Origin of the sequence: Saccharothrix saharensis (assembly GCF_006716745.1) — a bacterium.
Lineage (GTDB): Bacteria > Actinomycetota > Actinomycetes > Mycobacteriales > Pseudonocardiaceae > Actinosynnema > Actinosynnema saharense.
On sequence record NZ_VFPP01000001.1, the window covers coordinates 4,655,540 to 4,681,742 of the forward strand.

At 70.3% G+C, this 26,203-nt stretch carries 23 protein-coding genes and 3 tRNA genes; 8 read left to right on the forward strand and 18 right to left on the reverse strand.

The genetic code is table 11. The annotated features are described in order from the left end of the window. Nucleotides 1-15: 15 nt before the first annotated feature. Nucleotides 16-3,921, reverse strand: a complete 3,906-nt coding sequence (locus tag FHX81_RS20430) for a WD40 repeat domain-containing protein (protein WP_170232107.1) — start codon at nt 3,919-3,921, stop codon at nt 16-18. Nucleotides 3,922-4,193: 272 nt separating this feature from the next. Here FHX81_RS20430 and FHX81_RS20435 point away from each other — a divergent pair, with 272 nt between their 5' ends. After that, on the forward strand, nt 4,194-4,751 hold the full coding sequence (locus FHX81_RS20435; RefSeq protein ID WP_141979685.1) for a hypothetical protein: 558 nt from the start codon (nt 4,194-4,196) through the stop codon (nt 4,749-4,751). Between the two features lie 193 nt (nt 4,752-4,944). Continuing rightward, nucleotides 4,945-5,370, forward strand: a complete 426-nt coding sequence (locus FHX81_RS20440; RefSeq protein WP_141979686.1) for a hypothetical protein — start codon at nt 4,945-4,947, stop codon at nt 5,368-5,370. Here FHX81_RS20440 and FHX81_RS20445 read toward each other — a convergent pair. Next, the gene (locus FHX81_RS20445; RefSeq protein WP_141979687.1) at nt 5,316-5,669 is read right to left on the reverse strand and encodes a hypothetical protein; all 354 of its coding nucleotides are present in this window, start codon (nt 5,667-5,669) and stop codon (nt 5,316-5,318) included. The genes FHX81_RS20440 and FHX81_RS20445 overlap by 55 nt on opposite strands. A gap of 92 nt (nt 5,670-5,761) precedes the next feature. Continuing rightward, the gene (gene mobC, locus FHX81_RS43010; RefSeq protein WP_141979688.1) at nt 5,762-6,199 is read right to left on the reverse strand and encodes a plasmid mobilization relaxosome protein MobC; all 438 of its coding nucleotides are present in this window, start codon (nt 6,197-6,199) and stop codon (nt 5,762-5,764) included. Between the two features lie 1,180 nt (nt 6,200-7,379). Here mobC and FHX81_RS20455 point away from each other — a divergent pair. Both FHX81_RS20455 and FHX81_RS20460 read left to right on the forward strand, forming a co-directional pair. Continuing rightward, the gene (locus FHX81_RS20455) at nt 7,380-7,583 is read left to right on the forward strand and encodes a hypothetical protein (RefSeq protein WP_141979689.1); all 204 of its coding nucleotides are present in this window, start codon (nt 7,380-7,382) and stop codon (nt 7,581-7,583) included. Next, nucleotides 7,573-8,121: a hypothetical protein gene (locus tag FHX81_RS20460; protein WP_141979690.1), complete on the forward strand. Its 549-nt coding sequence runs from the start codon at nt 7,573-7,575 to the stop codon at nt 8,119-8,121. The genes FHX81_RS20455 and FHX81_RS20460 overlap by 11 nt, the downstream gene beginning before the upstream one ends. 32 nt (nt 8,122-8,153) lie before the next feature. Here the strand turns inward: FHX81_RS20460 and FHX81_RS43015 are convergent, their stop codons facing one another. From FHX81_RS43015 to FHX81_RS20505, 10 genes are all read right to left on the reverse strand, one after another. Beyond that, the gene (locus tag FHX81_RS43015) at nt 8,154-8,585 is read right to left on the reverse strand and encodes an HAD family hydrolase (RefSeq protein ID WP_425473832.1); all 432 of its coding nucleotides are present in this window, start codon (nt 8,583-8,585) and stop codon (nt 8,154-8,156) included. Between the two features lie 18 nt (nt 8,586-8,603). Further along, on the reverse strand, nt 8,604-8,768 hold the full coding sequence (locus tag FHX81_RS40650) for a hypothetical protein (protein WP_170232110.1): 165 nt from the start codon (nt 8,766-8,768) through the stop codon (nt 8,604-8,606). Beyond that, nucleotides 8,765-9,607, reverse strand: coding sequence for a GntR family transcriptional regulator (locus tag FHX81_RS20470; RefSeq protein ID WP_246107897.1), 843 nt, complete (start codon nt 9,605-9,607; stop codon nt 8,765-8,767). Before FHX81_RS20470 ends, FHX81_RS40650 begins: the two co-directional genes overlap by 4 nt. Before the next feature lie 335 nt (nt 9,608-9,942). Continuing rightward, nucleotides 9,943-10,015: transfer RNA gene (locus FHX81_RS20475), tRNA-Arg, on the reverse strand. Nucleotides 10,016-10,054: 39 nt separating this feature from the next. Further along, nucleotides 10,055-10,144: transfer RNA gene (locus tag FHX81_RS20480), tRNA-Ser, on the reverse strand. Between the two features lie 117 nt (nt 10,145-10,261). Beyond that, nucleotides 10,262-12,259, reverse strand: coding sequence for an acetoacetate--CoA ligase (locus FHX81_RS20485; RefSeq protein ID WP_141979691.1), 1,998 nt, complete (start codon nt 12,257-12,259; stop codon nt 10,262-10,264). 59 nt (nt 12,260-12,318) lie between these two features. Continuing rightward, on the reverse strand, nt 12,319-13,083 hold the full coding sequence (locus tag FHX81_RS20490; protein ID WP_141979692.1) for an ESX secretion-associated protein EspG: 765 nt from the start codon (nt 13,081-13,083) through the stop codon (nt 12,319-12,321). Then, a complete protein-coding gene (locus tag FHX81_RS42635) occupies nt 13,080-14,429 on the reverse strand; it encodes a PPE domain-containing protein (RefSeq protein ID WP_141979693.1) in 1,350 nt (449 codons plus the stop codon). The genes FHX81_RS20490 and FHX81_RS42635 overlap by 4 nt, the downstream gene beginning before the upstream one ends. Further along, nucleotides 14,429-15,061 carry a hypothetical protein gene (locus FHX81_RS20500; RefSeq protein ID WP_141979694.1) on the reverse strand — a complete coding sequence of 211 codons (633 nt, stop codon included), beginning with the start codon at nt 15,059-15,061 and terminating at the stop codon, nt 14,429-14,431. The genes FHX81_RS42635 and FHX81_RS20500 overlap by 1 nt, the downstream gene beginning before the upstream one ends. 134 nt (nt 15,062-15,195) lie before the next feature. Then, a complete protein-coding gene (locus FHX81_RS20505) occupies nt 15,196-15,873 on the reverse strand; it encodes a dienelactone hydrolase family protein (RefSeq protein ID WP_141979695.1) in 678 nt (225 codons plus the stop codon). Nucleotides 15,874-15,994: 121 nt separating this feature from the next. On the opposite strand from FHX81_RS20505, the gene hisC reads away from it, so the two are divergent. After that, a complete protein-coding gene (hisC, locus tag FHX81_RS20510; protein ID WP_141979696.1) occupies nt 15,995-17,062 on the forward strand; it encodes a histidinol-phosphate transaminase in 1,068 nt (355 codons plus the stop codon). A 4-nt stretch (nt 17,063-17,066) separates the two neighbouring features. On the opposite strand, the gene FHX81_RS20515 is transcribed toward hisC, so the two are convergent. From FHX81_RS20515 to FHX81_RS20525, 3 genes are all read right to left on the reverse strand, one after another. After that, the gene (locus FHX81_RS20515; RefSeq protein WP_141979697.1) at nt 17,067-17,816 is read right to left on the reverse strand and encodes a sulfite exporter TauE/SafE family protein; all 750 of its coding nucleotides are present in this window, start codon (nt 17,814-17,816) and stop codon (nt 17,067-17,069) included. 108 nt (nt 17,817-17,924) lie between these two features. Next, nucleotides 17,925-21,164, reverse strand: coding sequence for an SdrD B-like domain-containing protein (locus FHX81_RS20520; protein ID WP_141979698.1), 3,240 nt, complete (start codon nt 21,162-21,164; stop codon nt 17,925-17,927). Between the two features lie 106 nt (nt 21,165-21,270). After that, nucleotides 21,271-21,525, reverse strand: coding sequence for a hypothetical protein (locus FHX81_RS20525; RefSeq protein WP_141979699.1), 255 nt, complete (start codon nt 21,523-21,525; stop codon nt 21,271-21,273). Between the two features lie 82 nt (nt 21,526-21,607). Here FHX81_RS20525 and FHX81_RS20530 point away from each other — a divergent pair, with 82 nt between their 5' ends. Further along, nucleotides 21,608-22,042, forward strand: a complete 435-nt coding sequence (locus FHX81_RS20530) for a MarR family winged helix-turn-helix transcriptional regulator (protein ID WP_211363528.1) — start codon at nt 21,608-21,610, stop codon at nt 22,040-22,042. 10 nt (nt 22,043-22,052) lie between these two features. Here the strand turns inward: FHX81_RS20530 and ypfJ are convergent, their stop codons facing one another. Both ypfJ and FHX81_RS20540 read right to left on the reverse strand, forming a co-directional pair. Next, nucleotides 22,053-22,955 carry a KPN_02809 family neutral zinc metallopeptidase gene (gene ypfJ, locus FHX81_RS20535; RefSeq protein ID WP_141979700.1) on the reverse strand — a complete coding sequence of 301 codons (903 nt, stop codon included), beginning with the start codon at nt 22,953-22,955 and terminating at the stop codon, nt 22,053-22,055. 554 nt (nt 22,956-23,509) lie between these two features. After that, a complete protein-coding gene (locus tag FHX81_RS20540) occupies nt 23,510-25,243 on the reverse strand; it encodes a bifunctional metallophosphatase/5'-nucleotidase (RefSeq protein WP_141979701.1) in 1,734 nt (577 codons plus the stop codon). 133 nt (nt 25,244-25,376) lie between these two features. On the opposite strand from FHX81_RS20540, the gene FHX81_RS20545 reads away from it, so the two are divergent. Both FHX81_RS20545 and FHX81_RS20550 read left to right on the forward strand, forming a co-directional pair. After that, nucleotides 25,377-25,847, forward strand: a complete 471-nt coding sequence (locus FHX81_RS20545; protein WP_246107898.1) for a MarR family winged helix-turn-helix transcriptional regulator — start codon at nt 25,377-25,379, stop codon at nt 25,845-25,847. Between the two features lie 17 nt (nt 25,848-25,864). Further along, nucleotides 25,865-25,949: transfer RNA gene (locus tag FHX81_RS20550), tRNA-Ser, on the forward strand. Nucleotides 25,950-26,203 lie beyond the last annotated feature (254 nt).

Here is a 26,203-nt window from a genome sequence, read left to right on the forward strand (position 1 = left end):
TCTTGAGGGTCATGGTCAGTCGCAGGGTGGCTGGTAGTCGTGGTCTGGCACGTAGCGTGCCCACTCCTCGGGGGTGATGGGGGTGCCGGTGCTCCGGCAGACCTGTGCCGCGGCCTGGTCGATGTCGGTGGTCCAGACCCGGGGGATCTTGTCGCCGCCGCCTGCGGCCAGTGTGGTGTGACCGGGTCGGAACTGGATGGTGAAGACCTGTTTGGCGGGCAGGGTCAGTGTGGCCAGGTGTAGGGGCGTGGTGCGGTCACGGATGTCCCAGATCCAGATGGTGCCGTCGTTGTAGGCGCCGGCGAGGGTGGTGCCGTCGTCGGTGAAGGCCACGGAGTAGGCGTAGTCGATCGGGCCGGTCAGCGGTGTCCCGATCCGGGCGGGGTGGGTGGGGTCAGTCATGTCGTAGAGGTGCACCGTGCTGTCGCCGAGGCTGACGGCCAGGATCGTGCCGTCGGGGCTGAAGACGGTGGAGTAGACGTAGTGGTTGGCGGGCGGCGGTGTGCCCAGTTGCCGGGGTGCGTCGGGGTGGGTGATGTCCCAGATGCGCAGGGTGCGGTCCGAGCTGCCGGCGACCAGCATGGTGCCGTCGTGGCTGAAGGCGGTCCAGTGGACGTAGCCACCGAAGGTGCCGGGGGTGGACAGGCGGGTCGGGGCCTCGGGTCGGCTGATGTTCCACAGGTGCACCGCGCCGTCGCGTCCTCCGGTGGCCATGACGGTGCCGGCGGGGTTGAACGACAGGTGTTCGACTTGGCCTTGGTGTGCGACCAGCGGCGGCCCCAGGGTTTTGGGTTGGGCGGGGTCGGTGAGGTCGTGGAGTTGGACGGTGCCGGATCTGCCGTGGCTTTCGGCCAGGACGCGGCTGTCGGGGCTGAACGCGAGTGCGCCGGCGAAGCCGTCGGTGTTGGTGATCGCGGGCCCGAGCAGTCGTGGTCGTTGGGGATCCGCGAGGTCGTATAGGCGCAGGTCGGCGCTGCCCACGGCGAGGATGCGGCTGTCGGGGCTGAAGCGGGTGGAGCTGACGAGGTAGGAGGTCGGGGGCAGAGCGGGCGCGTCGACGGGCCACAGCCGGGTGACGCCGTCGTTGGCGCCGGTGAGAATGTCGCGGCCGTCGGGGGTGAACTTGACCGAGGTGACCGCGGAGGGGTGCGGCATGGTTGCCAGCAGTGCGCGTGTAGTGGTGTCGTAGACCCGGGCGCCGACGCTGGCGTCGGAGCTGGCCACGGCGAACTTGGTGCTGTCGGGGCTGAAGGCCACGGCGTTGGTCCACGATTCAGCGCCGTCGATGGGGTCGCCCGCGGCAACGACGTTGCGTGGATCGGTGCTGTCCCACAGGTGGACGCGGGCGTCGGCGCCGCTTGCGGCCAGGTGGTGGCCGTCGGAGCTGAAGGCTAGCTGGCCGATCTCCTTGGTGGGGCCGGTGGCGGTCACCGGGTCGGTCGGTCGGGCGGGGTCACGGATGTCCCAGATCTGCACGGCGCCGCTCGCGGTGCCGACGGCGAGGTGGTGCCCGTCGGGGTGGAAGGCCACGGATTTGGCCGGTGCCTGGTCGACGGTGAGGGCCTCGCCGAGGGGGGTGAGGGTGTCGGCGGTGACGCGCCACAGTCTTATCGTGCCGCGACTCCGCTGGTCGGCGGTGGTTTCGCTGATCGCGGCGGCCAGCAGTGTGCCGTCGGTGTTGAACGCGACGCTGCGGACGTTGCCGCCCAGCCCGTCGGGTGCGGGCACGGCGACGGGCGGCGTGGCGGTGGTGTCCCAGATCAGCAGGCGCTGGTCGCGGCAGCCGGCGACGAGCAGATCGCCGTCGGGGTGGAAGGCCAGGGCGTTGATGCGGGCGCAGGTCGCGGACGGGGGTGGGGGCAGTGGTGAGGGATGGCCGGGGTCCTCGACCGACCACAGCAGCAGGCTGTCGTTCAGGCCGACTGCGACGACCGGTGCCGTCGGGTGGTGGGCGACGGCGTACATGGTCTTGGTGTCGCCGTCGACCCGCATCCGGATGGCCGGGCGCAGGGCGGTGGCGTCGATCAGCGCGGAGCGGGCCTCGACGGTGGGGGAGATCCGATAGGCGGCCAGGGCCAGTTGCCTGGACAGGGAGACGTCCACGCCGCGCAGGTTGACGGTCCGGCTTGCGATCATCCGGGAGACGGCTTCGTCGCGTTCACGGGAGGCGGCGCGTTCCTGGGCGACGACCACGCCGGCCAGGCCGGCCACGGCGAGCAGCAGCACGGTGAGCAGGCCGATGACCTGCTGGAGGCGGCGAGTGCGTCTGCGGGAGCGGTGCACGCCAGCCTGCAGGAACGCTTGAACGGGTCTGGATGATTCGTCGGGGTGCTCGTCCACCCATTCGCGTGCGCTGTGCAGGCGGGTGCCCTGGTAGAGACGATCGGGATCGCGGCCGTGGTCTTCCCATTCTGCGGCGTCCTCGGCCAGCCGCTGGGCCAGCAGGCGTCCGGCCCGGTCGGTGTCGAGCCACCGACGCAGCCGCTTCCAGGTGAAGATCAGCGACTCGTGGGTGATCTCGACGGTCTCGGCCTCGACGGTGAGCAGGCCGGGGCTGGCAAAGCGGTAGAGGACCTCGTAGAGGTCGGCGTCATGGCCCTCGTCGGACAACTCGCCCAGTCTCGCCTGTCTTCGGGTGTCGGCGGCGGCCGGGTGCAGCAGCACCAGTCGGCAGAACAGCTTGCGCGCGATCGAGCGCTGCACCTCGTTCAGCCTGGTGAACACCGATTCCGCCGTGTCGGTGATCGCGCGGTCCAGGCCGCCGGCGTCGCGGTAGTCCTGTACGGTCATGCGGCTGCCGCCGCCGGCCAGCCAGGTCGTGCGCAGCGCGTGCGACAGCTGGGGCAGCAGCACCGTGTGGTGGCCGGTGCGGTCTGTGCGGGCGGTGACCTCGCGCATCACCAGTTCCACGAACCCCGCTTCGGGGACGACGCCGTTTCTGACAGCGGGCTCCGCGATGACCGCTCTCAGCTCGTGGTCGTCCATCGGCGTGACCGAGACCTGCCGCCCGCGGGTCAACGCCTGCAGCCGCAGGTTGTCCTGGGCCGCCCCGTACTGATCGGCACGCAGTCCGAGCACCACGATCGCGCCGCCGGGCCCGGCGGTGATGGCCTCCAGTGCCGTAAGAAAGCCGGTCAGTTCCCTGGTGGGCTGCTCTCGGTCGGCGATGAGCGCCTGTTCGACCTGATCGACGATCACCAGCACACCGCGTCCACGAGGTACGGGCGCGGGGGTGAGCGGGTGAATGCGGTCGAGGTGGTACGCGGCGCGGTTCGGGTTGGCACGCAGGTCGGCGGCGACGTCCTCGGGTGACTGGTCGGACCGGTCGGCGAGCGTCCGGGCCAGTCCGGTCAGCGGGGCCGGTGTGGCCGCGAACGACAACACCGACCACTCGGCGCTGCCCTCGATGTCCCCTGCGGCCAGGGCGGGCCGCACCCCGGCTTGCAGCAGGGAGGTCTTGCCCGCCCCGGAGGAGCCCACGACCAGCAGTGCACCGCCGCCGGTTTCGTGCAGCTCCCGCAGGTTGGACAGCACGGAGCGCACCAGGGTGTCGCGGCCGAAGAAGTACGGCGCGTCCTGGGTACCGTAGCTGTCCAGGCCCCGGTAGGGCACGACGTCGCCGGAGTTGCGGGCCTTGCTCACCTTTCGTGCCGTGGCGATCCACCGCTCGGCCTGCTCGTCATAGACCCCCAGATGGCCGAGCAGGATGCGGAAATCGTCCCACAGCTTGCGGGAGGGAAGGTTGCTGCCGGTGAACCAGGTACCGATGGTCCGGTGATCGAGTCCCGCTCCCGAGGCTCGGCACTTGTCCATCAGGTCGCGGTAGGTCCAGCCGGTCGTGTTCAGCGCTTGCAAGGCTTGGCCGAATGCCTCGCGGGTGGTGATCTCGGGGAAGGGTAACGCGGGGTTCTGCGGCTCCACGACGACTCCTGCGGTGGGCGGCGACCGGTCACGTGCGGTGCCGGACACGCTACAGAGTGCTCGATGTCCAAGGCTCGGCGGAGGGCTGTCCAAGTCCCGTCCAAAGTCGGCTTCGACCCTTTCTCGCCCTGTCTGACCAGGCATTCTGGTGTTGCCGGCGGAGAGGCGAGCTACAACTTCACCGGCAGGCGCAGACAGTGCGTCACCATCACGACCCACACCGATTCGCCGTCGCGGCACATCTGCGGCGGTGGGCAGGAAGGGAGCGGTTCATGTCCGTCGACCACGCCGCGCACCACAGCGGCACCGCCACGACCCGGCCACACCGCCGCGTCGCGATGATCGCCGCGGGGGCGTTGTTCACCGCCGCGATGACGTCGGCGGTGTTCACCGGGACAGCGCAGGCCGAGCAACGGTGCGGCGCCAACACCTACGTCCACAACATCACGGTCACCCAGGGGCCCGGGCCGGACTTCACCATCAAGCTCAAGCCCACCGAGGCGGCGCGCAACGCCACCCTCCACCGCAAGGCGTGGGACGCCACCGTGTCGATGTGGCACGCCGTGCAGGGCTGCGTGCCCGGCCTCTACCACCAGTTGGCCGACAGCGTGTGGCAGCAGCTGGAGTGCCACGTCTACTACGGCCGCGCCAACGGCCTCACCGGTCCTACCTTCGACTTCGAGAGCTGGCACGCCCCCCTGCCCGACCCCAACTGGCTCAACTACGGCACCTCGAAGTGCCTCAACACCCAGACCAACCACTGGAAGGGCACCGGCAAGCTCATCCCCGGTGCGCTGGACCTGCACGGCGCGAACAGCAACATCGGCTGATCTTGGTGAGGGGGCGGTGTCCCGGCCGCCCCCTCACCGACTCGCCCGTTCCCCGGCACCCGACCACGCACTCGGCAGCCGGGCAGGCATCCGCACAGACCTCTCTGCGCTCACACATCCGGTTACGTCGGTGCGCCCACCCGGGCCCGTCGGCGATCACCGGTGCTCCCACCACGAGAAGAAAGGTCCCACCATGTCCACCGACACCATCAAGCCCAGTCGGGCGCTGCGGCGCCTGGGCCGCGGCGCAGCCACCACCGCCGCCGCCATCGCGTTGGGTGCCCTCGGTACCGTGCCCGCCCTGGCCGTCGAGCCCACCGCCCCGTCCACCGACACCGGGCCGGCCATCGCCGCCGGCCCCTACATCGGCTCCAACTCCGGCGGCGCCTGGCTGCGCAACGCCGCCTACCTCGGCGACCAGTACAAGGTCAAGTACGTCGGCAACGGCACCTCCGTGACGATGGTCTGCTGGATCGACACCCAGTGGGTCCACCCGCCGAACTCCGACTACTCCTCCAACCGCTGGTTCAAGGTCGACGTCCCCAGCGTCGGGGTCTACAAGGCCTACGTCCACTCCTCGCTCGTCGAGGCCCAGGCCGCCGTCGGCCACTGCGGCTGACCCACCCAGGAGGAACGCCGGTGTCCCGGCCCCCGCGGGGGCCGGGACACCGGCTGGTCGCCGAGCAGCCCGTCGTCGTGGTGCGCGGAGATCGGCACGTGCAGCACGTGCCCGGCCGCCACCGTCTTGTGCCGCAGACGGCGCGGTGCGTCGAGCTGCGTAATGATCTCCCGCAGCACAATCTCCCGGTCCTCGCCCTGGTCGTTGGGTCGGGCAACATCGGAGTGCAGCAAGTCGTCGTCCCACGCCGCGACGATGTGCGGGTCGGTGTGCACCGTGCGGCCACCGACGGCGAACAATTACGAGACGGTCTCGCGCAGGTTGGAGTGGCGCGGCAGCAGCTTGGCCAGCATCGCCGGCTCACCGCGGGCCGCGCCGGTGCACGGCCCAATTAGGGTCGAGCCGGTCCAGCCGGTCCTCGATCCGTGAGAGCACGTGTGCCAGGTACTCGACCGCGGCCGTGAGCTGCACCGCGCTGACCCTGGTCGCTGGCGTTGGCGGCGCGGGCGAGCTGGTTGAGGTTGGCGCCGATCCCCGACAGCGTCCGGCGCAGCGGTACCAGGTCCGCCGCCAAGGCGACCGCGTCCTGCCGACTCATCGGCGGGCGCAGCCGCCGCAGCGCGCGGGCGGTGGGCTCGAAGAACCTTGCGGTGATGTGCGCGAACGCCGCCGGAGCCACCCCGTAGACGGCGGCGCGGCCTGTCACCTCGGCTAGCTCAGCGGCGGTGAACCGCAGCAGCAGTTGCCGTCGACGTCCACCGGGAATGGGTGCTAAGTGCCCGCCGTGGCCGATGCGGGCTGGGGCCGGTGAACGCGCAGGTGTCGCCATACTCCTTCAGCAGGCGGCTGCGGAAGGCGCCCTGTCCTCGCCGGACGCGCACGACCGCTGTGGTGTGGCCGCCTCTCAGCGTGGTTGCCAAAGCTGCCTCGACTGGCGACAGGGACGGCCGGGCACTACGACACCGCGTTCACGTACTCGACCTACGTCCACGCGAGTGGAGGATCTCCACAGCGGCACCGAGGCGCTCGGCGAGCTCTACGGCTGAGCAGCAGTACGGGCGTTCGTGTGAAGATGCGAGACAGCAGCCCCACACAACAAATCAGGACCCCGTTCCGTTAACCGGAACAAGGCCCTGACCTGGACTTACTCTTGCGCGCTCGGCAGGATTCGAACCTGCAACCTTCTGATCCGTAGGAACCGGTCAACGCACTGGCCAGGCATTCCTCCTCATCGGTCTTCGGTGCAGATGGTGCACAAGTAGCCCTCGATGGCATCCCGTTGCGGTCACAACTGCGGTCGGCCTCGGGCTACCACCTCTCCTGTCACCTGCGTTGAGTCCGTGGTGAGCTGGCTCCGGAGCGGCACACATCTCCCGTTGGCCGCTGGCGCGGAGCGTCGGCGGGGCGTCGATCGCCGTGCCCACTACTCCGCGGTGACCCACCGCGCGATCGTCCCGAGTCGTGGTCGCTGGAAGCTCTGTGCAACCCGCCGCCGTCGGTGGCGCGCTGCCTGGTGCAGCTCGGGCCGCGCCGTCCGGCCGCCGGGCGTGAGCGAAGCGGGAGCCCGGCGTGCCGGGATGGATGCTGCCTCGGTGCCAGCACGACAGGCACCGTGCGCGCCGCCGACGGCGGCGCGCCTTGATCCAATAGAGCTAAGCTCGGCAAACATGACTCTTAAGGGAAGGCGCGTGGCGCGGCCTGGAAGGTAGTGAGATTTTTCACCCGATCGGGCTAATTTCGATCATGCCACCAGGCATGACACTGGTACGACCAGGGAACCCACCCGGTGGACATGCCACTCCGACTAGTCACTAATCATCAACAGAAAACTACATACAGGTACAGCAATCCTACTGACGGTAACCGGTAGGTCACGCTTCGTCGCTGCGGAACCACACCATCAGTGGATCTGTAACACACGCACACGCGTCTACGCTGTACTGAGGGGTGGACACAGTTTTCGAGCCAGGCAAGACTCTGGCTCGACCTGTCGACGGGGAGGCAGCACGATGGCCACTGACTACGCAACGGCGCACATTGCGGTCGAAGAGCTCAGCGAGACGGAAGCTTGGAGCATCTTTGACGCTGAGGCGCGTCGCGAGTTCAACATGTCTGGCGTGGAGTTTGAGGAGCAAGTTCGCGCAGGCAAGTTCGATGACGCCGACGACCCGCGCGTTGCGCGCCTGGCTATGCTCTACCCCCGTGCCTGGTAGGACTCCGAGCGAAGCCTTCGATGCCTTCGTTGATCCACTCAAGGAAGCACTGTCTTGCCTTGCTCATGCCAAGATCAATGTCACTCATGGTGGTCGCACGGTTGTAGATGAAGAACATTCGCTTTATCTCAACCGTGCGACAGCCGTAGAACTCAAAGGACCCGCACGTCTCGAACTAGGCATCCGAATGCGCTACAAGATAATTCGTGATGAATCGCTCGAGAAAGGCCCGTTTCGGGTGACGACCTTGGCTTATGACTACCTGCTGGCGCGAAAAAGTGGCGAGGCCGTCCTCAACTTTCATTGGCATCCAAGCGGTAAGTCTCACAACAAGCAGCCACATATCCACGTTGGCACCAACGAGCTAGCCAACGACTCTGTTCTAACGAACAAGATTCACGTCCCGACCGGACGCGTGTCAGTGGAACAGGTACTCAGGGCTGCCATTGAACTGGGGGTGCAGCCAATAATCCCCGATTGGGCTGACAGACTGAACAAGACTGAAGCCCCCTTCCTTGAGCACAGGACCTGGGGCTAACACCCAGGGAAATAGGCCATAGCTATCCTGCATCAAAGTCTCCGAAGGATGGACACAGATCGCATTAGTGCATTCGAATGAAGGTCACTCAGGATCTTCAGATTTACCGGCTTATTCACATAGCCGATGGCCGTGACACCCGCACGTTGAGCGGCTTGAATGTCCGCTGGCGAATCGCCTATCAGCGTACTCCGAGCAGAGTCGACGCCCGCTTCGCCAACTCCACGGCGAACGAGATGGGCTGAAGGCTTAAGGAAATTGGGATCAGACGAGGTGCGAGCGGCCACCACCTGGACGGCGCTCTCCAATCTGTGGAGCTTCTGATATTTCCTGACAGCCGCTGCGGAATTGTTGCTAACTATTCCAACAATCCTACCACTCCGGTGCCACTCGATGATCAACTCGTGCGCCCTACCCGTTGGAACAGCGGTATCGACAGCTTCGACTTCACGAGCCCTGAACAAGCGACTCGATAGTACGATTCATGCCGTTACCAAATGCTGCTGCGTAACGACGATCCGACCAGCTGACACGTGAGCAAACTCAGAGCAGACCGGACGATCGAAATCCAACAACAGGGCATCGGTGTTATCAAGGATCGTTCTTAGTGTCGTTCGATCATCGACTGGCACCTTGATCGTGCTCATCGCTTGTACTCCGCAGCAATAGAGTCCCAAAGACTGTCAAACCATGTGCGAGCTTGCGCGACGTATTGACTGCCGGTGCTGGTGTCGTCGTCGGTGGTGCTGTGGTGGAAGAGGATGGCGTCTTTGCTCATGAGGTCGTAGATGGCTTGGGGTTGGCCGTCTAGGGATAGGACGTGTTCGCGGACGGGATAGAAGCCGAAGAAGGCTTCGTCGTTGTTGATCAGGAAGAGCTTGAACAGTGGGGCGGTTCGGTGGACGCGGACTTCTGCGGTGGCGTCCTTGACCAGGCCGAGTGCGCCCAACTCGGTGATGTTGTCCACGATGGCCAGGGTGTGGCGGCGCATGATCTCGGCGGCGTGTTCGCGGAAGGCTGGGTTGTCGGCCTGGTCCTCGACCGTGCAGGGGACCGACCACGGGACGGTGGGGTCCGGGACCAGGATGCGCACGTGGATCGCCTCGGGGGTCAGGCGGCCGATGCGGATCTTGTCCAATGGCTCTTGAAGGATGCCGTGGAGGGTTTCGCCGGAGAAGCCTGAGAAGTCGATGGTGACGCGGTCGGACTCGAAGGCTTGTTCGATGTGAGGGCGCAGACCCACCGGGCGCTCGGTGCGCTCGCGGACGAAGACGCCGCTGCCCTGTCGGGAGACGATCAAGCCTTCGTCTCGCAGCTCGCGCAGGGCGTTTTGCACGGTCATCGGTGCGACGTCGTACTTCTTCGCCAGTTCGGCGCGTGACGGCAGCTTGTCTCCGGCCTTGAAGACCTTGGTCAGGATCGCGGCTCGGAGGGCGTTCGCCACCTGCATGTACGGCGGTCGTGGGTCGTCCGGGTCCAGCGCCATCTCATCTCCCCTGGGTTGATCAACCTCAACCAAGTTCTCCTCAACTTCGGAAATCAGGGTAGGGCAGCCTAGCTAGCTCGCCTAGAGAGCTGGCCAGGCAGCCCAACGGGCGGCACTTGCTTGATCTGTCTAGCCAAGCTGGCGTCCAGCGGATCTTGCGGCACAGCTCGATCAGTGTGACGACCGGCACGTACATCGAGGTGATCGAGAGCGTCCAGCAGGATGCGGTCAACCGGATGGGCGTGCTGTTCGATGAGGCCACCGAGAAGTGAACTGCGGTCACCAATGCGGTCAGAGCCCCTGTGGAAGATTCTCCACAGGGGCTCTGACCAGTGCGCGCTCGGCAGGATTCGAACCTGCAACCTTCTGATCCGTAGTCAGATGCTCTATCCGTTGAGCTACGAGCGCATCGTTCTTCAGTTGTCACCCGGCCGAAGCCGGGTGTTGCGGAGGCTCCGGGATTTGAACCCGGGATGGGCGATAAACCCAAACCGCATTAGCAGTGCGGCGCCATAGACCAGACTAGGCGAAGCCTCCCGGAGCCCTCGGCTACGACGCATAGATTACACATGCCCCCCGTGCTCTAGCAAAACGCCCCCCTCTTAACCGCATCCGCGCTGGTCAGAAGGGGTCGAGGGGGGCGTTGGAGCAGGCTCAGGGGCTGCTGACGTGAGGTAGGTCTCGTGCCAAGTCGAGGAATGGGTCCAGGGCGGCCGGGTTGCGCAGGGCGTCCAGGCTCACGGCGCGCTCAGGTGGGGTGCCGGCCAGGATCTTCTTCACCGGCACCTCGCACTTCTTGCCGTTGAGGGTCCTGGGGATCTCGGCCACGGCGACGAACCGGTTCGGGACGTGGCGCGGTGACAGGTTGGTGCGCAGTTCGGACCTCAGCTTCGGTTCGAGGTCCGGGAGGGTCACGTCGTCGTCCAGGACCAGGAAGCACAGCAGTTCGCCGTCGGTCCGACCGGCGCCCGACGTGTCGATCACCAGGGAGTCGGCGACGCCCGGCATGCCCTCGACGACCCGGTAGAACTCGCTGGTGCCCATGCGCACGCCGCCGCGGTTCAGGGTGGAGTCGCTGCGGCCGTAGATGACGGCCGAGCCCCGCTCGGTGATGCGGATCCAGTCGCCGTGCCGCCACACCCCCTCGAAGGTGGAGAAGTAGGCATCCCTCAGCTTCGAGCCGTCCTCGTCGCCCCAGAAGAACACCGGCATGGACGGCATCGGCTTGGTGATCACCAGTTCGCCGACCTGCTCGACGACGGGCTGGCCGGACTCCGAGTACGACTCCACGGCGGCGCCCAGCGCCCGGCACGACAGCTCGCCCAGCCAGACCGGCAGGTCGGGCGCGGCGGCGACGAAGGCGGTGCACAGGTCGGTGCCGCCGGAGACCGAGGCGATCTGGACCTCGGCACCGACGGCCGACGCGATCCAGCGGAAGCCCTCCGGCGTCAGGGGCGCGCCGGTGGAGCCGACGACGCGCAGGCCCGTCAGGTCGTAGCGCTCGGCCGGGTGGACGCCCTCCTTCAGGCACGACTGGATGTACGGGGCGGACGTGCCGAAGTACGTCACGCGGTGCTGTTCGGCCAGGTGCCACAGCACGTTCAGGTCGGGGTGCGCGGGGCTGCCGTCGAACAGCACGATCGTCGAGCCGACGAGCAGGCCGGAGACGAGGAAGTTCCACATCATCCAGCCGGTGGTGGTGAACCAGAAGAACCGGTCGCCGGGACCGAGGTCGCTGTGCAGCGCCAGCATCTTCAGGTGCTCCAGCACGATCCCGCCGTGCCCCTGGACGATGCCCTTGGGCAACCCGGTCGTGCCCGACGAGTACAGGACCCACAACGGGTGGTCGAACGGCACCGGCTCGAACGCCAGGGGCGCTTCGGCGTGCTCGGCCAGCAGCGAGTCCCACGTCACGGCACCGGGCAGCGGGGTGCCGCCCACGTAGTCGACCACCACGGTGGCGCGCAGGGAGGGGATCTCCGACCGCAGCTTCTCCACCGTCGCCCGCACGTCGAACGCCCGCCCGTTGTACCGGTACCCGTCGACGGCCACCAGCACGGTCGGCGAGATCTGGGTGAACCGGTCGGCGATGGCCCGCGCGCCGAAGTCCGGCGAGCACGACGACCAGGTCGCGCCGAGCGAGGCCGCCGCCAGGAACGCGATCAGCGCCTCCGGCGAGTTCGGCACCAGCGCCACCACCCGGTCGCCCCGCCGCACGCCCAGCGCCTGGAACCCGGCGCGCACGGCGGCCACCTTGCGGCGCAGCTCGCCGTACGTGAGTCGGGAGGACAGCCCGTCCTCGCGGTGGAACACGACCGCCAGGTCGTCGTCCGGGCCCCTGAGGGCGTGCTCGGCGTAGTTGAGCGTCGCGCCGGGGAACCAGGACGCGCCGGGCATCACGGGCGCCTCCAGCACGCGCGTGGGCGCGCTGTGGAACACCACCTCGAAGAACTCCGCGATCGCGCCCCAGAACCCCTCCAGGTCGGAGGTGGACCACTCCCACAGCGACTCGTAGTCGGGCAGGTCCAGGCCCTTGGTCGAGGCCAGCCAGGAGCGGAACGCGGTCATCCTGCTGTCCTCGACCCGGTCGGGGTCAGGGCGCCACAGGACTTCCGCCTCGCCGGCGGCGGTGCCGGCACGCATCTCGGTCATACCTGAAGTTCCTAGCCGATGGGACGGCCCGGAACCACAGTTGGCATCCACACACCGGGTCAGTTCCGGCCGGCGCCCGCCACCAGTCCCTCGACCGCGGAGATCAGCCGGGGGGCGTCCGCGGGCGCGACGACGAGCCACCCGTCGTCCCGCCGCACGAGGTAGCGCCCCTCCTCGGTGTCCAGCCACGACACGACCGCGCCGGTCGGGTGCAGGTAGCCCGCCCGGTTGCGGGCGATCACGCCGACCTGGCCGCCGCCGCTGCGCGTGGTCACGGCGCGCATCAGCGTGTTCGCCTCCGGCTCGCGCAGGCCGGCGGACCGCAGCGCGTCGAGGAACCCCTCGCTGCCGTCGTCCTGCCCGGCCTGGCCCGCGGCCAGGTAGTCGTCCCAGCGCACGTTCACCGACCGGCCGCTGCCGGGCGGCGCGGGCGGCAGGGTGTTGACCGTGGTGGCGGCCAGGGCGGTCGGCCGGAACCCGGCCACCTGGACCTGGTTGCCGAGCCGGCCCGCGAACGCGCCGTGCCACGCGGCGGTGGCCAGGCCGCGCGCCTGGGCGCCGCGCACGGTGAAGAACACCTCCAGGCCGACCTCGAACTCGGCCAGGCCGCGCAGCAGCCCGTACAGCTCCTCGTCCGGTCGCCGCACGGTGCCGAGGCCGCGGGCGGCCAGGTCGCGGGACGCGGTCTCGACCAGCGCGTCCCGCTCCCGCTGGGTGTGCCCGAAGTGCCTGGTCCCGAGCGGCACCGGGTGGGCGTCGCGGTGGACCGCCTGCCAGAGCAGGAAGAACTCGGTCTCGCTGAGCCGGAAGACGCGATCGGTCACAGCCCGATCACCGGTGGTGCGGCCTTGCGGTCGACGCCGAAGACGTTGTCGTCGTCCTCCAGGTAACCGGGTCGGTTGCGGTCCTTCTCGCCGCCGGACGCGACGGGCGGCGGGGCGGCCATCGGCGCGGCGCCGATCATGCCGGACTGCGGGGTCACCGACTTGGGCGCCTGGAACTGGCTGGTCACGCTGCCGGGGTTGGCACCGCCGCGGTCGCCGCCGAGCGCGCCCGTGGTGCCGCCGGGGCCCGCGACCGGACCACCGCCGCCACCACCACCGCCGGCCGCGCCGACGGGCGTGGGCACGACCCCGCGACCGGCGAACCCGCCGCGACCGCCGGCGAACCCGCCGCGACCGAACTGGGCGGGGGTGCTGCCGGGACGCTGGTTCGGCGTGCCACCACCGGGGTTGTTGACCACGACCTGGCCGCCACCACCGGTGCCACCGCCGTCGGGGACGGGCGGGGTGGGCGTGACGACCACGGGCGGCGGCGGGGGCGGGGCGAGCGGGTTGGTCGGCGGGGCGAACGACGGCACGGTCCGGTCGACCTCGTAGGAGTTCAGCTGGAACATCGCCATGACCTCGGCGGCCTGGCGGTGCGTCGCGTCCGCGGTGGCGACCGAGTCGAGCGCGGGCGCGCCGACGGTCTCCAGGCCGGTGAACGCGCCGGGCGTGCGCGTGGTGCTGTCGACCAGGCTGTCCCGGGTCGTGGGGGACAGCGTGCGGAACCCCGCGTCGTCGACGGGCTGGTTGCGGACCAGCGGCGAGCGCGGCACGGCGACCGGGGTCGGCGTGGCGACCGCGACCGGCGCGTCGGCGACCGGCGTGACGACCGGCGGCGCGGGCGCGGGCGGCGGCATCATCTCGCGCGCCGTCTGCACGTGCTCGATCTCGGTGGCGATGCACTTGGCCACGTTGTCGGCGTGCTCACTGGTGTTGAGGGCCCACTTCTCCACCGACTCCAGGGCTTCGCGGGCGCGTTCGGCCGACTCGCCGGTCCAGGCCTGGCTGGACTGGCTGATCGCCTTGGCCAGGAACTCCTGCACCTCGCCGAGGGCCTTGCCCACGGCGGCCCAGTCGGCCTGGGCGCTGCTCGCGACCTTCAGGTCGACGCCGGTGTTGATCATCTCCCACAGCTGCTGGTGGCTGTAGGTCATCCAGTCGACCTTCTGGCCGAGGTCGGTGGGCTTGTCGTGGCCCTGGCCACCGCCCTGGCCGCCGCCGTACCCGTTGCCGTGGTTGCCGCCGTGACCACCGCCACCGTGACCGTGACCGCCACCGTGACCGTGACCGCCGCCGTGGCCCTGGCCACCGCCGTGGTTGCCGCCGTGCTTGTTGTCGCCCATCAGCCCTTGGCCTCCCCTGCGGCTCCGAAGGCGTCCGCAGCTTCGTCGTCGGCCCGTTCCAGGTTCCGCGCCGCGTCGCGGATGGTCTCCTCGACCTCGAAGAGCACCTGCATGAAGTCGCCGATCACCTTGACCGCCGACTCCTCGTTGCCCACGGCCACCTCGCGCAGCCGCCTGCTGATCGCGTCGCTCACCCAGTTGTTGCCGAACTTGAGCTCGACGTCGAGGTTGTTCACCGCCCGGCCGTGCACGGTGTCGACCAGGCTGCGCGCCTGCGAGATCAGCTTGAGCAGGTCGTCGACGCCCTGCTTGTCCAGGTCGAGCTGGACCGACTCCTTGTCCACCGCGCCCAACGCGGTGGTGGCCTTGTCCAGGTCGGTCTGCGCGGCCTTCGCGAAGCTCTCCGGGGCGGGCTTGACCGCCTCGGCCACGGCCGCGGCCGGCAGCGTCACGGTCGCGTCGGCGGGCGGTGGCGCGGCTGGTGCCGCGGCCGGTGGTGGCGCGACGGCGGGCGCGGCAGCGGCCGGCGCGTCCGCCACGACCGCGGGCTGCGGCGCCGCGGACGGCGTGAAGCCAGGCGGGATCCGCACCGTCTGCGAGCCCGCGAGTGGGACCGTGTTCCCGTCGCTCATCACTACCCCCTGCACTGCGATTCGCCGCGAGCTCTCCGCGCGTTAGCCGGCGACGATCGGAAAATCAGGCGTTCCGGACGCCCTCCTTAGATGTACCGGGAAGCCCGTTCGGTTCCAAGCCGCCGACCAGAGGCTTAGCGAAGATGTGAGTCGAACCAGTTCAACGCCCGCTGCCAGGCCTCCGCGCTGACCTCCGGCGTGGTGTCGAACCGGTGGCTCGTGCGGGCGAACCGGACCACGTCGGTCGCCACGGGCGCCGCCGCCGCCGCGTCGCGCAACTTCTCCACGTCATCGAACGGGATCTCGGCGTCGTCGTCGCCGTACAGGCCGAGCCACGGGCAGGTCAGCTCCTCCGCCACCTCCACCAGCGACGGCAGCCCCTCGGCCAGCGGCTGGAGGATCCCACCGCCCCCGACGGTCACCGCCGCACCGACGGTTCGGCTTCCCGCAACCACCATCGCGACCGATCCGCCCAGGTCGAAGCCCATGACACCCATCCGGTCCTGGCTCACGCCCCGCTGCCCCAGCCAGACGAACGCGACGTCGGTGTCGGCCAGCACGTCCTCGCCGGACAGCCCGCTCACCATGGCGGGCGCCTCGTCGCCGGACACCTCGTCGTACAGGTGCGGCGCGACCGCGAGCCACCCCTCGGCCGCGAGCGAGCCCACCAACCCGCGGACGGTGTCGGTCACGCCGCGCGCCTCGTGCAGCACGACCAAGCCGCCGCGGACGGCGTTCTCCGGCTCGGCGACGGTCAACCGCAGCTCGCGGCCGTCGGTGAGGGAGAGCGTCTCGGTGCGGGTAGCAGTCATGGGCCAACCCTTCCACGTGGGGGTGAACGGCAGTCAACGTGAGCATCCGTACGGCGGGTATGCCCCATCCGGGTCTTTCACCGGATAACGTCCAGCTCAGAACCCCGAAGGGAGTCCTTGGATGACCGTGCGAACCCGCGCCGACCTCGTCGCGCTGCCCGGATACGTGCCCGGCAAGACGATCCCCGGCGCGATCAAGCTGGCCAGCAACGAGGTGTCGGCCGGACCGCTGCCCAGCGTGGTGCGGGCGATCGCGGACGCGGCCACCGCCGTGAACCGCTACCCCGACACCGCCGCCACCGACCTCGTGGCGCGACTGGCGGACAAGCTCGGCGTGCCGGCGGAGCAGGTGGCCGTGGGCTGCGGCTCGGTGACGCTGTGCCAGCAGCTCGTGCAGGCGACCTGCACCGAGGCCGACGAGGTGGTGTTCGCGTGGCGCTCGTTCGAGGCGTACCCGCTCGTCACCGCGGTCGTCGGCGCCGGGCAGCAGCGGGTGCCGCTGACGCCGGGCCACGGCCTCGACCTCGACGCGATGGCCGCGGCCATCACGCCGAAGACCCGCCTGGTGTTCGTGTGCAACCCCAACAACCCGACCGGGACGGCGTTGCGCGCGGCGGAGATCGAGCGGTTCGTCGAGCGGGTGCCGTCGGACGTGCTCGTCGTCATCGACGAGGCCTACAAGGAGTTCGTGGACGACCCGGACGTGCCGGACGGCGTCGAGCTCGCCAAGCGGCAGTGGGCGGCGGGTCGGGACAACGTTGCCGTGCTGCGCACGTTCTCCAAGGCCTACGGGTTGGCCGGGCTGCGCGTGGGGTACGCGGTGGCCTCGCCCGCGGTGGCCGAGACGCTGCGCAAGGTCTACGTGCCGTTCAGCGTGAACGCGCTGGCGCAGGCCGCCGCGCTGGCGTCGCTGGACGCCGAGGACGAGCTGATGGCGCGGTGCCGGGCGATCGTGGCCGAACGGGCGCGGGTGCGCGGCGAGCTGCTGGCCGCCGGGTTCGAGGTGCCCGAGTCGCAGGCGAACTTCGTGTGGCTGCCGCTGGGCGAGCGGACCGCGGCGTTCAACGAGCACTGCCTGGCGCACAAGGTGGTCGTGCGGGCGTTCGCGGGCGACGGCGCGCGCGTCACGATCGGCGAGCCGGAGGAGAACGACGCGTTCCTGGCGGCGGCCCGGTCCTTCGGCGGCTGAGCGGTCAGCGGGTGAGGATCTGAGCGATGGCCACGACTCCCACCACGACGATCACCGCGCGCAGCGCGGTGGGTGGGAGTCGGCGGCCGACCTTCGCGCCGAGCTGACCGCCGACGACCGAGCCGACCGCCAGCAGCAGCACGGCGAGCCACGCCACGTCGGCGATGAAGATGAACAGCACGCCCGCGACCAGGTTCACGAACGCGGTCAGCACGTTCTTCAGGGCGTTCATCCGCTGGATGTGCTCGTTCATCAGCACGCCCATCAGGCCCATGACCAGCACGCCCTGGGCCGCGCCGAAGTAGCCGCCGTAGATGCCCGCGAGGAACACGCCGATCCACAGCGCCACCCCGCCGTGCTCGTGCCGCTCCCGTTCGGCGAGCTTGCGGTTGAGCCACGGCTGGGCGACCACCAGCACCAGCGCGATGGCGATCAGCACCGGCACGATCGCGGAGAACGCGTCCTCCGGCAGCACGACCAGCAGGATCGCGCCGCCGATGCCGCCCAGCACGGACGCGGGCAGCAGCCGCTTCACCCGGTCCGCCTGCCCGGTCAGCTCGCGCCGGTAGCCGAACGCGCCGCTGAGCGAGCCCGGCACCAGGCCGAGGCTGTTGGACACGTTGGCCACCACCGGCGGGTACCCGACGGCCAGCAGCACCGGGAACGTCACCAGGGTGCCCGAGCCCACCACGGTGTTGATCCCACCGGCGAACACACCGGCCAGGACGACGACGATCGCCTCCAACGCCGTCACGGCCACGCTCCCCTGGTGTCGCAGTTGGTTAGCGACGCTAACACCGCGATCGGCGGGGCGCGGTGTGGCACGTGCGACACCGCGCCCCGCCGATCAGGGGTTCGTCCATCAGGCGGGGCGACGCCCGATCGTGCGCGCCCCGATGCCGAACGCCAGCAGCAGCGCGCCGACCAGCCCCAGCCCGAGCACGCTCACCCCGGTCTTGGCCAGGGCGTCCTGCACCGAACCACCGCCGGAGTGACCGGCGGGCGGCGCGGCGTTCCCCCCACCGGGCGCCCCACCGGGCGCCTCACCGGGCGCCACCGGGGTCGGGTCCGCGACGTCCGGGCCCGGCTCCACGTGGATGTTCTGCGTCCACGGGTTGTTCCGGATCACGCGGAGGAACGGGTACTGCATGGTCGTGCGGAGCTTCCACGGACCCACCACCACCGGCGTGTAGTCCCCCACCGGCAGGTCGACGAACGTGAACGTGCCCGACTCGTCGGTCGTCGTCGCGGTCGCGAACTCCTCGGTGTCCCGGTCGAACAGCACGACCTTCACGTTCGGCACCGGCTGGTAGGGCCGGTCGCCGGCCAGCACCTGGCCGGTCGTGGTCCACACCGCGCCGGGCACCTCCGCCCGGTCGACGGCCGTCGGCGCGCCGTCGACGATGCCGCCGTCCACGCCGAGCGGGCCGATCGAGCAGTGCGCGGTGACGCGACCGTGGTCGGCCGCCCACGCCGGCATCGGCGTCGTCACGTCCGCCGTCCACGTCGCGCCGTCCGCGATCGCCAGACCGGCACCGCCGTAGCGCAACGGGCCCCACGCCTCGGTGGAGTTGTCGATCTCGTGGCCGTCGCCGGCCCCGCCGCAGAACGCGTGCACGGTCAGGTCGCGGCCGGTCCGGTTGGTGATCGTGACCCGGACCGTCGGCGAGTCGGTCGGCAGGTAGGTGTCCCGGTCGAACGACACCTCGGCCGTCAGGTCGTCGGAGATCGGCCGGACGAGCCCGGTCTCGTACGTCGTGTCGCCGTCCGCCGTGATGGTGAGGCCCTGGTAGGAGTTGTCCGCCTCGATCCAGCCGCCCTCGTGCTCGGTGTAGACCCAGTAGTCGCCGAGGCCGATGTCCTCGACCCGGAACCGGCCGTCGGCGTCCGTGCGACCGGTGTGCCACCCGTTGCTCGCCAGGCCGCCGCTGAGGGTGACCGCCACGTCCGGCAACGGCTGCTCGCCCGCGTCGCGCACGCCGTCGCGGTCGGTGTCGGCGAAGACCAGGACGGTGGCGTCACCGGTCGGGTACGCGACCGAGGCGCTGAGGTCGATCGGCGCGGAGGTGCCGTACCCGGTGACGATGCTGCCCTTGAGCGTGACGACGTCGTGCCGCGACCACGTCGGCGCGTGACCGACCAGCGTGACCTCGTACGACTCGCCGGGCCACAGGTACAGGGTCGGCGGGTAGCCGCCCGGGCGGTAGCTCCGGTCGAGCAGGCCCCACTGGGTCGGGTCGTAGCGCAGGCCGGTGTGGTAGTCGGACGAGGGCTCGAACCGCAGCTCGGTCCGGTGGCCCGCGCCCGCGTTGGTGACCTTGACCTTGGCGGTCACCGGCTCGTAACCGGTGTAGTGCGCCTTGTCGAAGGAGGCGGTGACCTCCAGCTCCTCGTGCGCGATCGGCTCGGTCACGGTGGGACCCGCCGTGGCGACGAAGGCGACCCGGACCGTGCCGTCGGCGACGACGTCCGCGGTGAACCAGCCGTTGCCGGTGGCCTTGTCGCGGTAGTCGCCGAGCACCAGCACCCTGGTGGCACCCTCCGGGAGCCGGCCGAACGCGAACGCGCCGCCGTCGTGCGACACGGCCTCGGCGACCTTCAGCCCGGTGCGCCGGCTCAGCGCGATCAGCCGGGCGCCGTCCAGCGGCTGCTCGCCGTCGCCCGCGTCCAGCTCCAGCGTGCCCTCGACCGCGCCGAACGCGCCGACCTCGGCGGAGTCCGACGAGCCGATGTACCCCGCGGTGGCGCGGCCGCTGTTGCCGAAGTTGCAGGCCACGGAGATCCGGCCGGAGAGCACGGCCGCCTCCGGCACGGCCTCGGTGATCGTGACGACCTTGGTCTCACCGGCGGCGAGGGAGACGCCGGGCCCTTCGGGGCTCAACTGCGCCCAGGCGGGCGAGCGGCCGTCCAGGCTGCCGTCGGACCAGGATTCGTCGCACACCGCGACCACACCGGTCAGCGGGTCCGTGCCGGAGTTGGTGAGGGTGATCTCGATGCCGACCGGGTCGTTCGCCCGGTAGGTGTCGCGGTCGAACCGCAGGCGCGGGCGCAGCACCTCCAGCACCGGCGCGGCCAGCGGGAACTCCAGGGTCGCGGCGACGCCGTGCTCGATGGTGAACCAGGCGCGGCCGGCGGCGATGACGCCGCCCGGGTCCGGGTAGCTCTGCAGGTAGGCGCGGTAGGTGCCGGTGGGGATGTCGCCGCCGAACGTGAACCGGCCGGTGGCGTCCGTGCGGCCGTTCAGCCACGTGTCCGGCGCGCCGCCGGTGGCGTACACCGGCAGGTTCGCCACGCCCTCGCCCGCGTCGAACCGGCCGTTGCCGTTGGTGTCGCGGTAGACCACGCCGGCGGCGGAACCGCGGCCCTGCCGCACGGTGGCGGTGGCGGTGGCCCGGTTGTCGGCGGGCGTCGGGTCCGTCGTCGGCCCGCCCTCCTGCAAGCCGGTGCGGGCTTCCACCGTGTAGCCGACCCTGTCGGCGAGCGCGCTGTTCTGCCTGCCCACCAGCCGGTAGGTCTTGCTCTCGCCCGGTGCGAGGGTGGGGCCGGGGATGCGGCGCAGGTCCGTGCCGCCCGACTTGAGCGTCAGCTCGCCGGCCTCCCGCCAGCGGACGTCGACGGCGGGCGCGGTGCCGACGTTGCGGACGGTCACCGTGACGCCGATGTCGGACGCGGGCGCGTACTCGGCCTGGTCGAAGGAGACCGACACCTGGAGGTCCGGCCGGGTGGCGGGCGGCAGCGCCCGGGTGCCGACCTCGGTCTCGGTCTCGGTCTCGGTCTCGGGTTCGGTCTCGGTCTCGGGTTCCGTCTCGGGTTCGACGGGTTGTCCGGCCGGGGTGGTCGGGTCGGCCGGTGGCTGCGCGGTCGTCACGGGCGGCGTCCCGGCCGGGGTGTCCGCCGGTGTCCCGGTCGGAGTGGTCGGCTCGGCGGGCGTGGTCGGCTCCGCCGGCGCGGCCGGTTCGGTCGTGGTGGTCGTCGCGGGTCCGGTCTCCTGGGCCCACGCGACCGGACCGCTCAGCGCGACGGCGAGCGCGAGCACGCCCGCCGTCGCCGCGCGCGGGAATCGTCTCGCGCCGTTCGGGCGCGCGACAGCACTGCTGGACAAGGATGTCCCCCCATAGCTAGGTCCTCGCCCACCGCGGGATGCCGACGTCCCCCGAGCCGCCGCCGGGCAGGGCCTGTGATCCCGCGGAAACTACCTCGCCGGGTGGTCAGCGCACAGCGGTTTCCCGGAACCGGCGCGAGGAGTACGCGTCCGACGTGCCCGTGCCACCGACCAGCGCACCGAGTTCGCCGTCGACGACGTAGCCGCCGCGCGGTGACCGGACGATGGTGGTCGGCTCGTCGTCGCCCCACGGCGCGGTGCCGTGGGTGGTGCGGGCGGTCCCCCGGTCGTCGGACGAGCGCGGGACCGCGGCCGGGGTGGCGGTGAGGACGACCAGCACGAGAGCGATCAGGCGTCGCATGCCACTCCGCCGCTTGCCGGAGTACGTGCACGGAGCTGGATCAGAACTCTGATGGACGTCAACGCGCTTTACGATCAGCGGCATGGGAATGCCGTTCGAGGAGCGCCTGGGCGGCGACATCAAGCGGGTCGAGCACGAGCTGACGCTGGTCAAGCAGCAGGCCGTGCGGCCCGCCGGGCTGACCGTGGCCCAGCACGCCGCGCTGCTGGTGCTCAACGAACGCCCCGGCGTGTCGGCCGCCGAGCTGGCCCGGCGCTGCCGCGTGACGCCGCAGACGATGACCACGATCCTGCGCAACCTGGAAGCCGCCGACCTGATCGCCCGCGTGCCGCACGAGGTGCACCGCAACGTGCTGGAGACGCGCCTGACCGAGGCCGGGCGCGCGGCGTTCGAGGTGGCCGACGAGCGGGCGTCGGCCGTGGAACGCCGGCTGGCCGACGAGTTCAGCGCGGACGAGCGGGAGACCCTGCGGGCACTGCTGGCGCGGTGCTCGCAGGCCCTGACGGGTCGGCCGTGACCGGGCCGGCTCAGCCGAGGTTGTTCGTGTCGAACGTGTTGCAGCGCGCCGGGTCGCCGGTCTCGTAGCCGGTCGTGTACCACTTCTGCCGCTGCGCCGACGTGCCGTGGGTGAACTTGGTCGTGTCGACCCGGCCGCCGCCCAGCTCGCCCTGGATGAAGTCGTCGCCGATGCGGGACGCCGCGTCCAGCGCCGCGTTCACGTCGTCCTGCGTCACGCCGGTGATCAGCGGCTGGCCGGACGCGGTCGGCACGGTCTCCGCGTGGTTGGCCCAGGCGCCCGCGTAGCAGTCGGCCTGCAGCTCCAGCCGCACCGAGCCCGACGTCGGCCCGGAGTCGTGGTTCACCCGGTCGGACGTGCCCAGCAGGTTCTGCACGTGGTGGCCGTACTCGTGGGCCAGGATGTAGGCCTCGACGAACGGCCCGCCGGTCGCGCCGAACTTCTGCTGCATCTCCTGGAAGAAGCCCAGGTCGATGTAGACCTGCGCGTCCGCCGGGCAGTAGAACGGCCCCACCGCGGACGACGCGTTGCCGCAGCGGGTCGACACGCTGCCGGAGAAGAAGTTGGTCTGCGCGGGCTGGTAGGTCTTGCCCGAGCGGGCGAACTGGTCGGTCCAGTAGCCCTGGATCGAGTTGATGAACGCGACCGCGCGGCAGTCCGACTCGCGGTTGGCGTCCGCGCCCGTCCGGCACTTCTCCTTGATGGCCTCCGAGCCGACCTGCTGCCCCTGGCCGACGTCGTTGAACCCGGAGCCGGTCGGCAGTTGCACGCCGCCGCCGATCTGCGAGAGCACGAAGTACAGGATCAGGCCGACGATGCCCAGCCCGCCGCCGCCCAGGGCGACCCGGCCCCCGACCCCGCGTTGATCGCTGACCTGCGACGTGTCCAGCTCGGCGTTCTCGTTGAACTGCACCGCGTGTCCTCCCAGCTGCGCACCGAACCCGGACAGGACAAGCCCCGGGTGCGGGGCCCGACGTCGGGGCACCGCACCCGGGATTTCCCATGTGGAAGTGACGAAACCTGCGTGACGAGGTCGGCGTGGACCACGGTCGGCGCCGACGGTGGAGACGGCGCCCTGACTCTAACCCGGGTCAACATCGTCAAGCGCGGCGATGGCGCCGGTGGCGCCGTGCGCTCGAAACCTCGTCGGAACCGCTCACGTTCGCGATCGGGCCGGTCTGGAGACCGCTCCGCCCGCGGGGTTGCGGTTCGACCGCGGTTCGTCACCGCGAGGACTTACCTGCACCGCACCACCTACCCCTTCCGGGCGTGCCGCCGGCGGGTCGGCTCGGGTTCCGCCGGTGGCAGGTCCTGTCACGAGCATGCGCCTTTCCGGCCCGGCGCACAACCCGAGCGCAGGCCCCTGAACTGGTGAAACGAGATTCATCCGGCTCGGTGGGGCGGTGGTGGCGACCCGTGCACGCGCGGTGAGCGGACCCGGGGGGAGCCCGCTCACCACGCGTGACGTCACGGGGTCGTGGTGATGCGGCCGAGCGCCGGCGGCGCGGTGTTCGGGTGGGCGGCCAGGTAGGCGGTGAAGGCGTCGAGGTCGATGCCGCCGCCGGTGATCTCCGTGCCACCGGTGAACGCGCTGAAGCCGTCACCACCGCCCTGCAGGAAGCTGTTGATCGTCACGCGGTAGTTCGCGTTCGGGTCCAACGGCGCGCCATTGAGGACGATGCCCGAGACCTTCGAGCCGATCGGCGCGGACGCCGACCACGAGTAGGTCAGGCCGGCCGACGGCTGGAGGATGATCTGCCTCGGCTGGTTGTTGACCACCTGCCACTGCTGCTCCAGCGCCGCCTTGATCTGCGTGCCGGTCAACGTGACCGTCTGCAGGATGTTGCCGAACGGCTGCACGGTGAACGCCTCGCCGTAGGTCACCACGCCGTTGCCCTCACCCGCGGGCGAGGAGGCGTGGGTGAGGTCGGCGCGCACGCCGCCCGGGTTCATCAGCGCCAGCACCGCGCCGTTGCCGGCGGTGGCGGCGAGCTGCGAGTCGGCGATCAGGTTGCCCAGCGCGGACTCGCCCGCCGGGTTCTGCGCCCGCAGGACGTCCTGCGCGATGGTGCCGACCTGGCGGTTCGCGATCGGGCCCGACTTCGACTTGGCCAGGTCGATGATCGCCTGGACCTCCGGGTCCGGGGTGACGTTCTTGGTGACCACGTGGTTGCGCGCGACCGTGGCCGAGCGGATGACCTCGCGGGTCCGCTTGTCGATCTTGAGGTCGACCACGGACAGCTCGCGACCGAACGCCAGGCCCTCGATGAACGGCCGGGGGTTGCCCGCCGGGTCGGTGACCGTGCAGTTGTAGTGCTGGTGGCTGTGGCCGGAGAACACCGCGTCGATCTTCGGGCTGACCTGCTCGGCGATCTTGCGGCCGGGGCCGCCCGCGACCGTGCGGCAGTCGTCCGGGCCGCCGCCGGCGGTGTTGTCGCCCTGGTGGACCAGCAGCACGATCGACTTCACGCCGAGCCAGTTGAGCAGGTCGGCGTACCGGTTCGCGGCGGCGATCTCGTCGCCGAACTCCAGCTCCTTGATGCCGTTCGGGTCGACCAGGATCGGCACGTCCTTCAGGGGCATGCCGATGAACCCGATCGGGACGCCGTCGCGGAACTCCACCCAGAACGGCGGCAGCGCCGGCCGGTCGTTCGCGGCGAGGGTGACGTTCGCGCCGAGGATCGGGAAGTCCGCGCCCTCGTAGTCCTCGCGGAACTGGCAGCCGTCGGTCGGGTGGCAGCCGCCGCGCTGCATGCGCAGCAGCTCCCGGTAGCCCTCGTCGAACTCGTGGTTGCCCGCGGCCGTGGTGTCCATGCCGACCCGGTTGAGAACCTCGATCGTCGGCTCGTCGTGGAACAGCGCGGACACGATCGGGGACGCGCCGATCAGGTCGCCCTGGCCGACGATGACCGAGTTGCGCACCTCGGCCTGCAGGGCGCGGATGTGGGTGGCGTTGTACGCCGCGCCGCCCGCTTCGACCTGCGAGCCGTCGGCCAGCGTGACGCGGCCGGAGGAGCCCGTGGGCGGCTCGATGTTGCCGTGGAGGTCGTTGATGCCGATCAGGCGGACGTCGACGGTGCGCGCCGGGCGGTTGTCCTTGTCGGCCATCGCCGGGTTCTGCACCAGCGTGACCGCCAGCGCCGCCGCCGCGGTGACCGCGAGCGCGGCGGAGCGCTGCGCGGTGCGTCTGAACGAGGTCATGGGGTGGGTCCTCCCTGCGGCGCCCCGGTAGGAGGGCGCGGTACGGCGCAGGAGTTTGCCTGGCGGAGCTGACCGGCACCAGACATGGCGGTGGATCGTCCGTTAACGGATATGTGCGGCCTAACCTGGTCACGTGACTGAGCAGGAGCCGCGTTGGCTCGACGATGGGGAGATGCGCGCCTGGCGCAACTACGTGGTCGGGGCGTCGATGCTCGCCGACCGGCTGCACCGGGAGCTGCAGGACGGGCACGGCGTGTCGTTGGCCGACTACGAGGTGCTCGTGCGGCTGTCGGAGCAGCCGGGGCGGCGGATGCGGATGTCGCAGCTCGCCGACGAGGTGGCGTCGTCCAAGAGCCGGGTGTCGCACCAGGTGGCGCGGATGGAGCGGGAGGGCCTGCTGCGCCGCGAGGAGTGCCGGGAGGACGGCCGCGGCGTGTTCGCCGAGCTGACCGACCAGGGCATGGCCCTGCTGGAGACGTCCGCGCCGACCCACGTCGAGGGCGTGCGCGAGCACATGATCGACCTGCTGTCGCGGGACGAGCAGGAGGTCGTGGCCAGGGTGTTCGACCGGGTCATCACGCACCTGCGCGAGCTGGACGGGTAACCTGCTCCGGCACACCGGGAAGCGTGGCAGAGCGGCCGAATGCACCCGCCTTGAAAGCGGGAGACGGGCAACCGTCCGGGGGTTCAAATCCCTCCGCTTCCGCAGGTCCAAGGGGGGTGCGACCCGGTTCCGGCACCTGGTCGCACTCCCTCCGTGCAGCAACCGGGGAGGGGCGCTGGTCGCACAGCCTCCGGGGCGCACGGCGCACACACGCCTGCGACCGTCGACCCGCAACGGCACCGGGAGGTAGCGGACTTCGCAGGTGGCCCGGTCCTCGACCGCCATCGTGAACGGCCGCACGCGCACGCCGCCACGCACCGCCGTCCGCGCGCGGTCGGCATCGGGTCAGGAGGAGC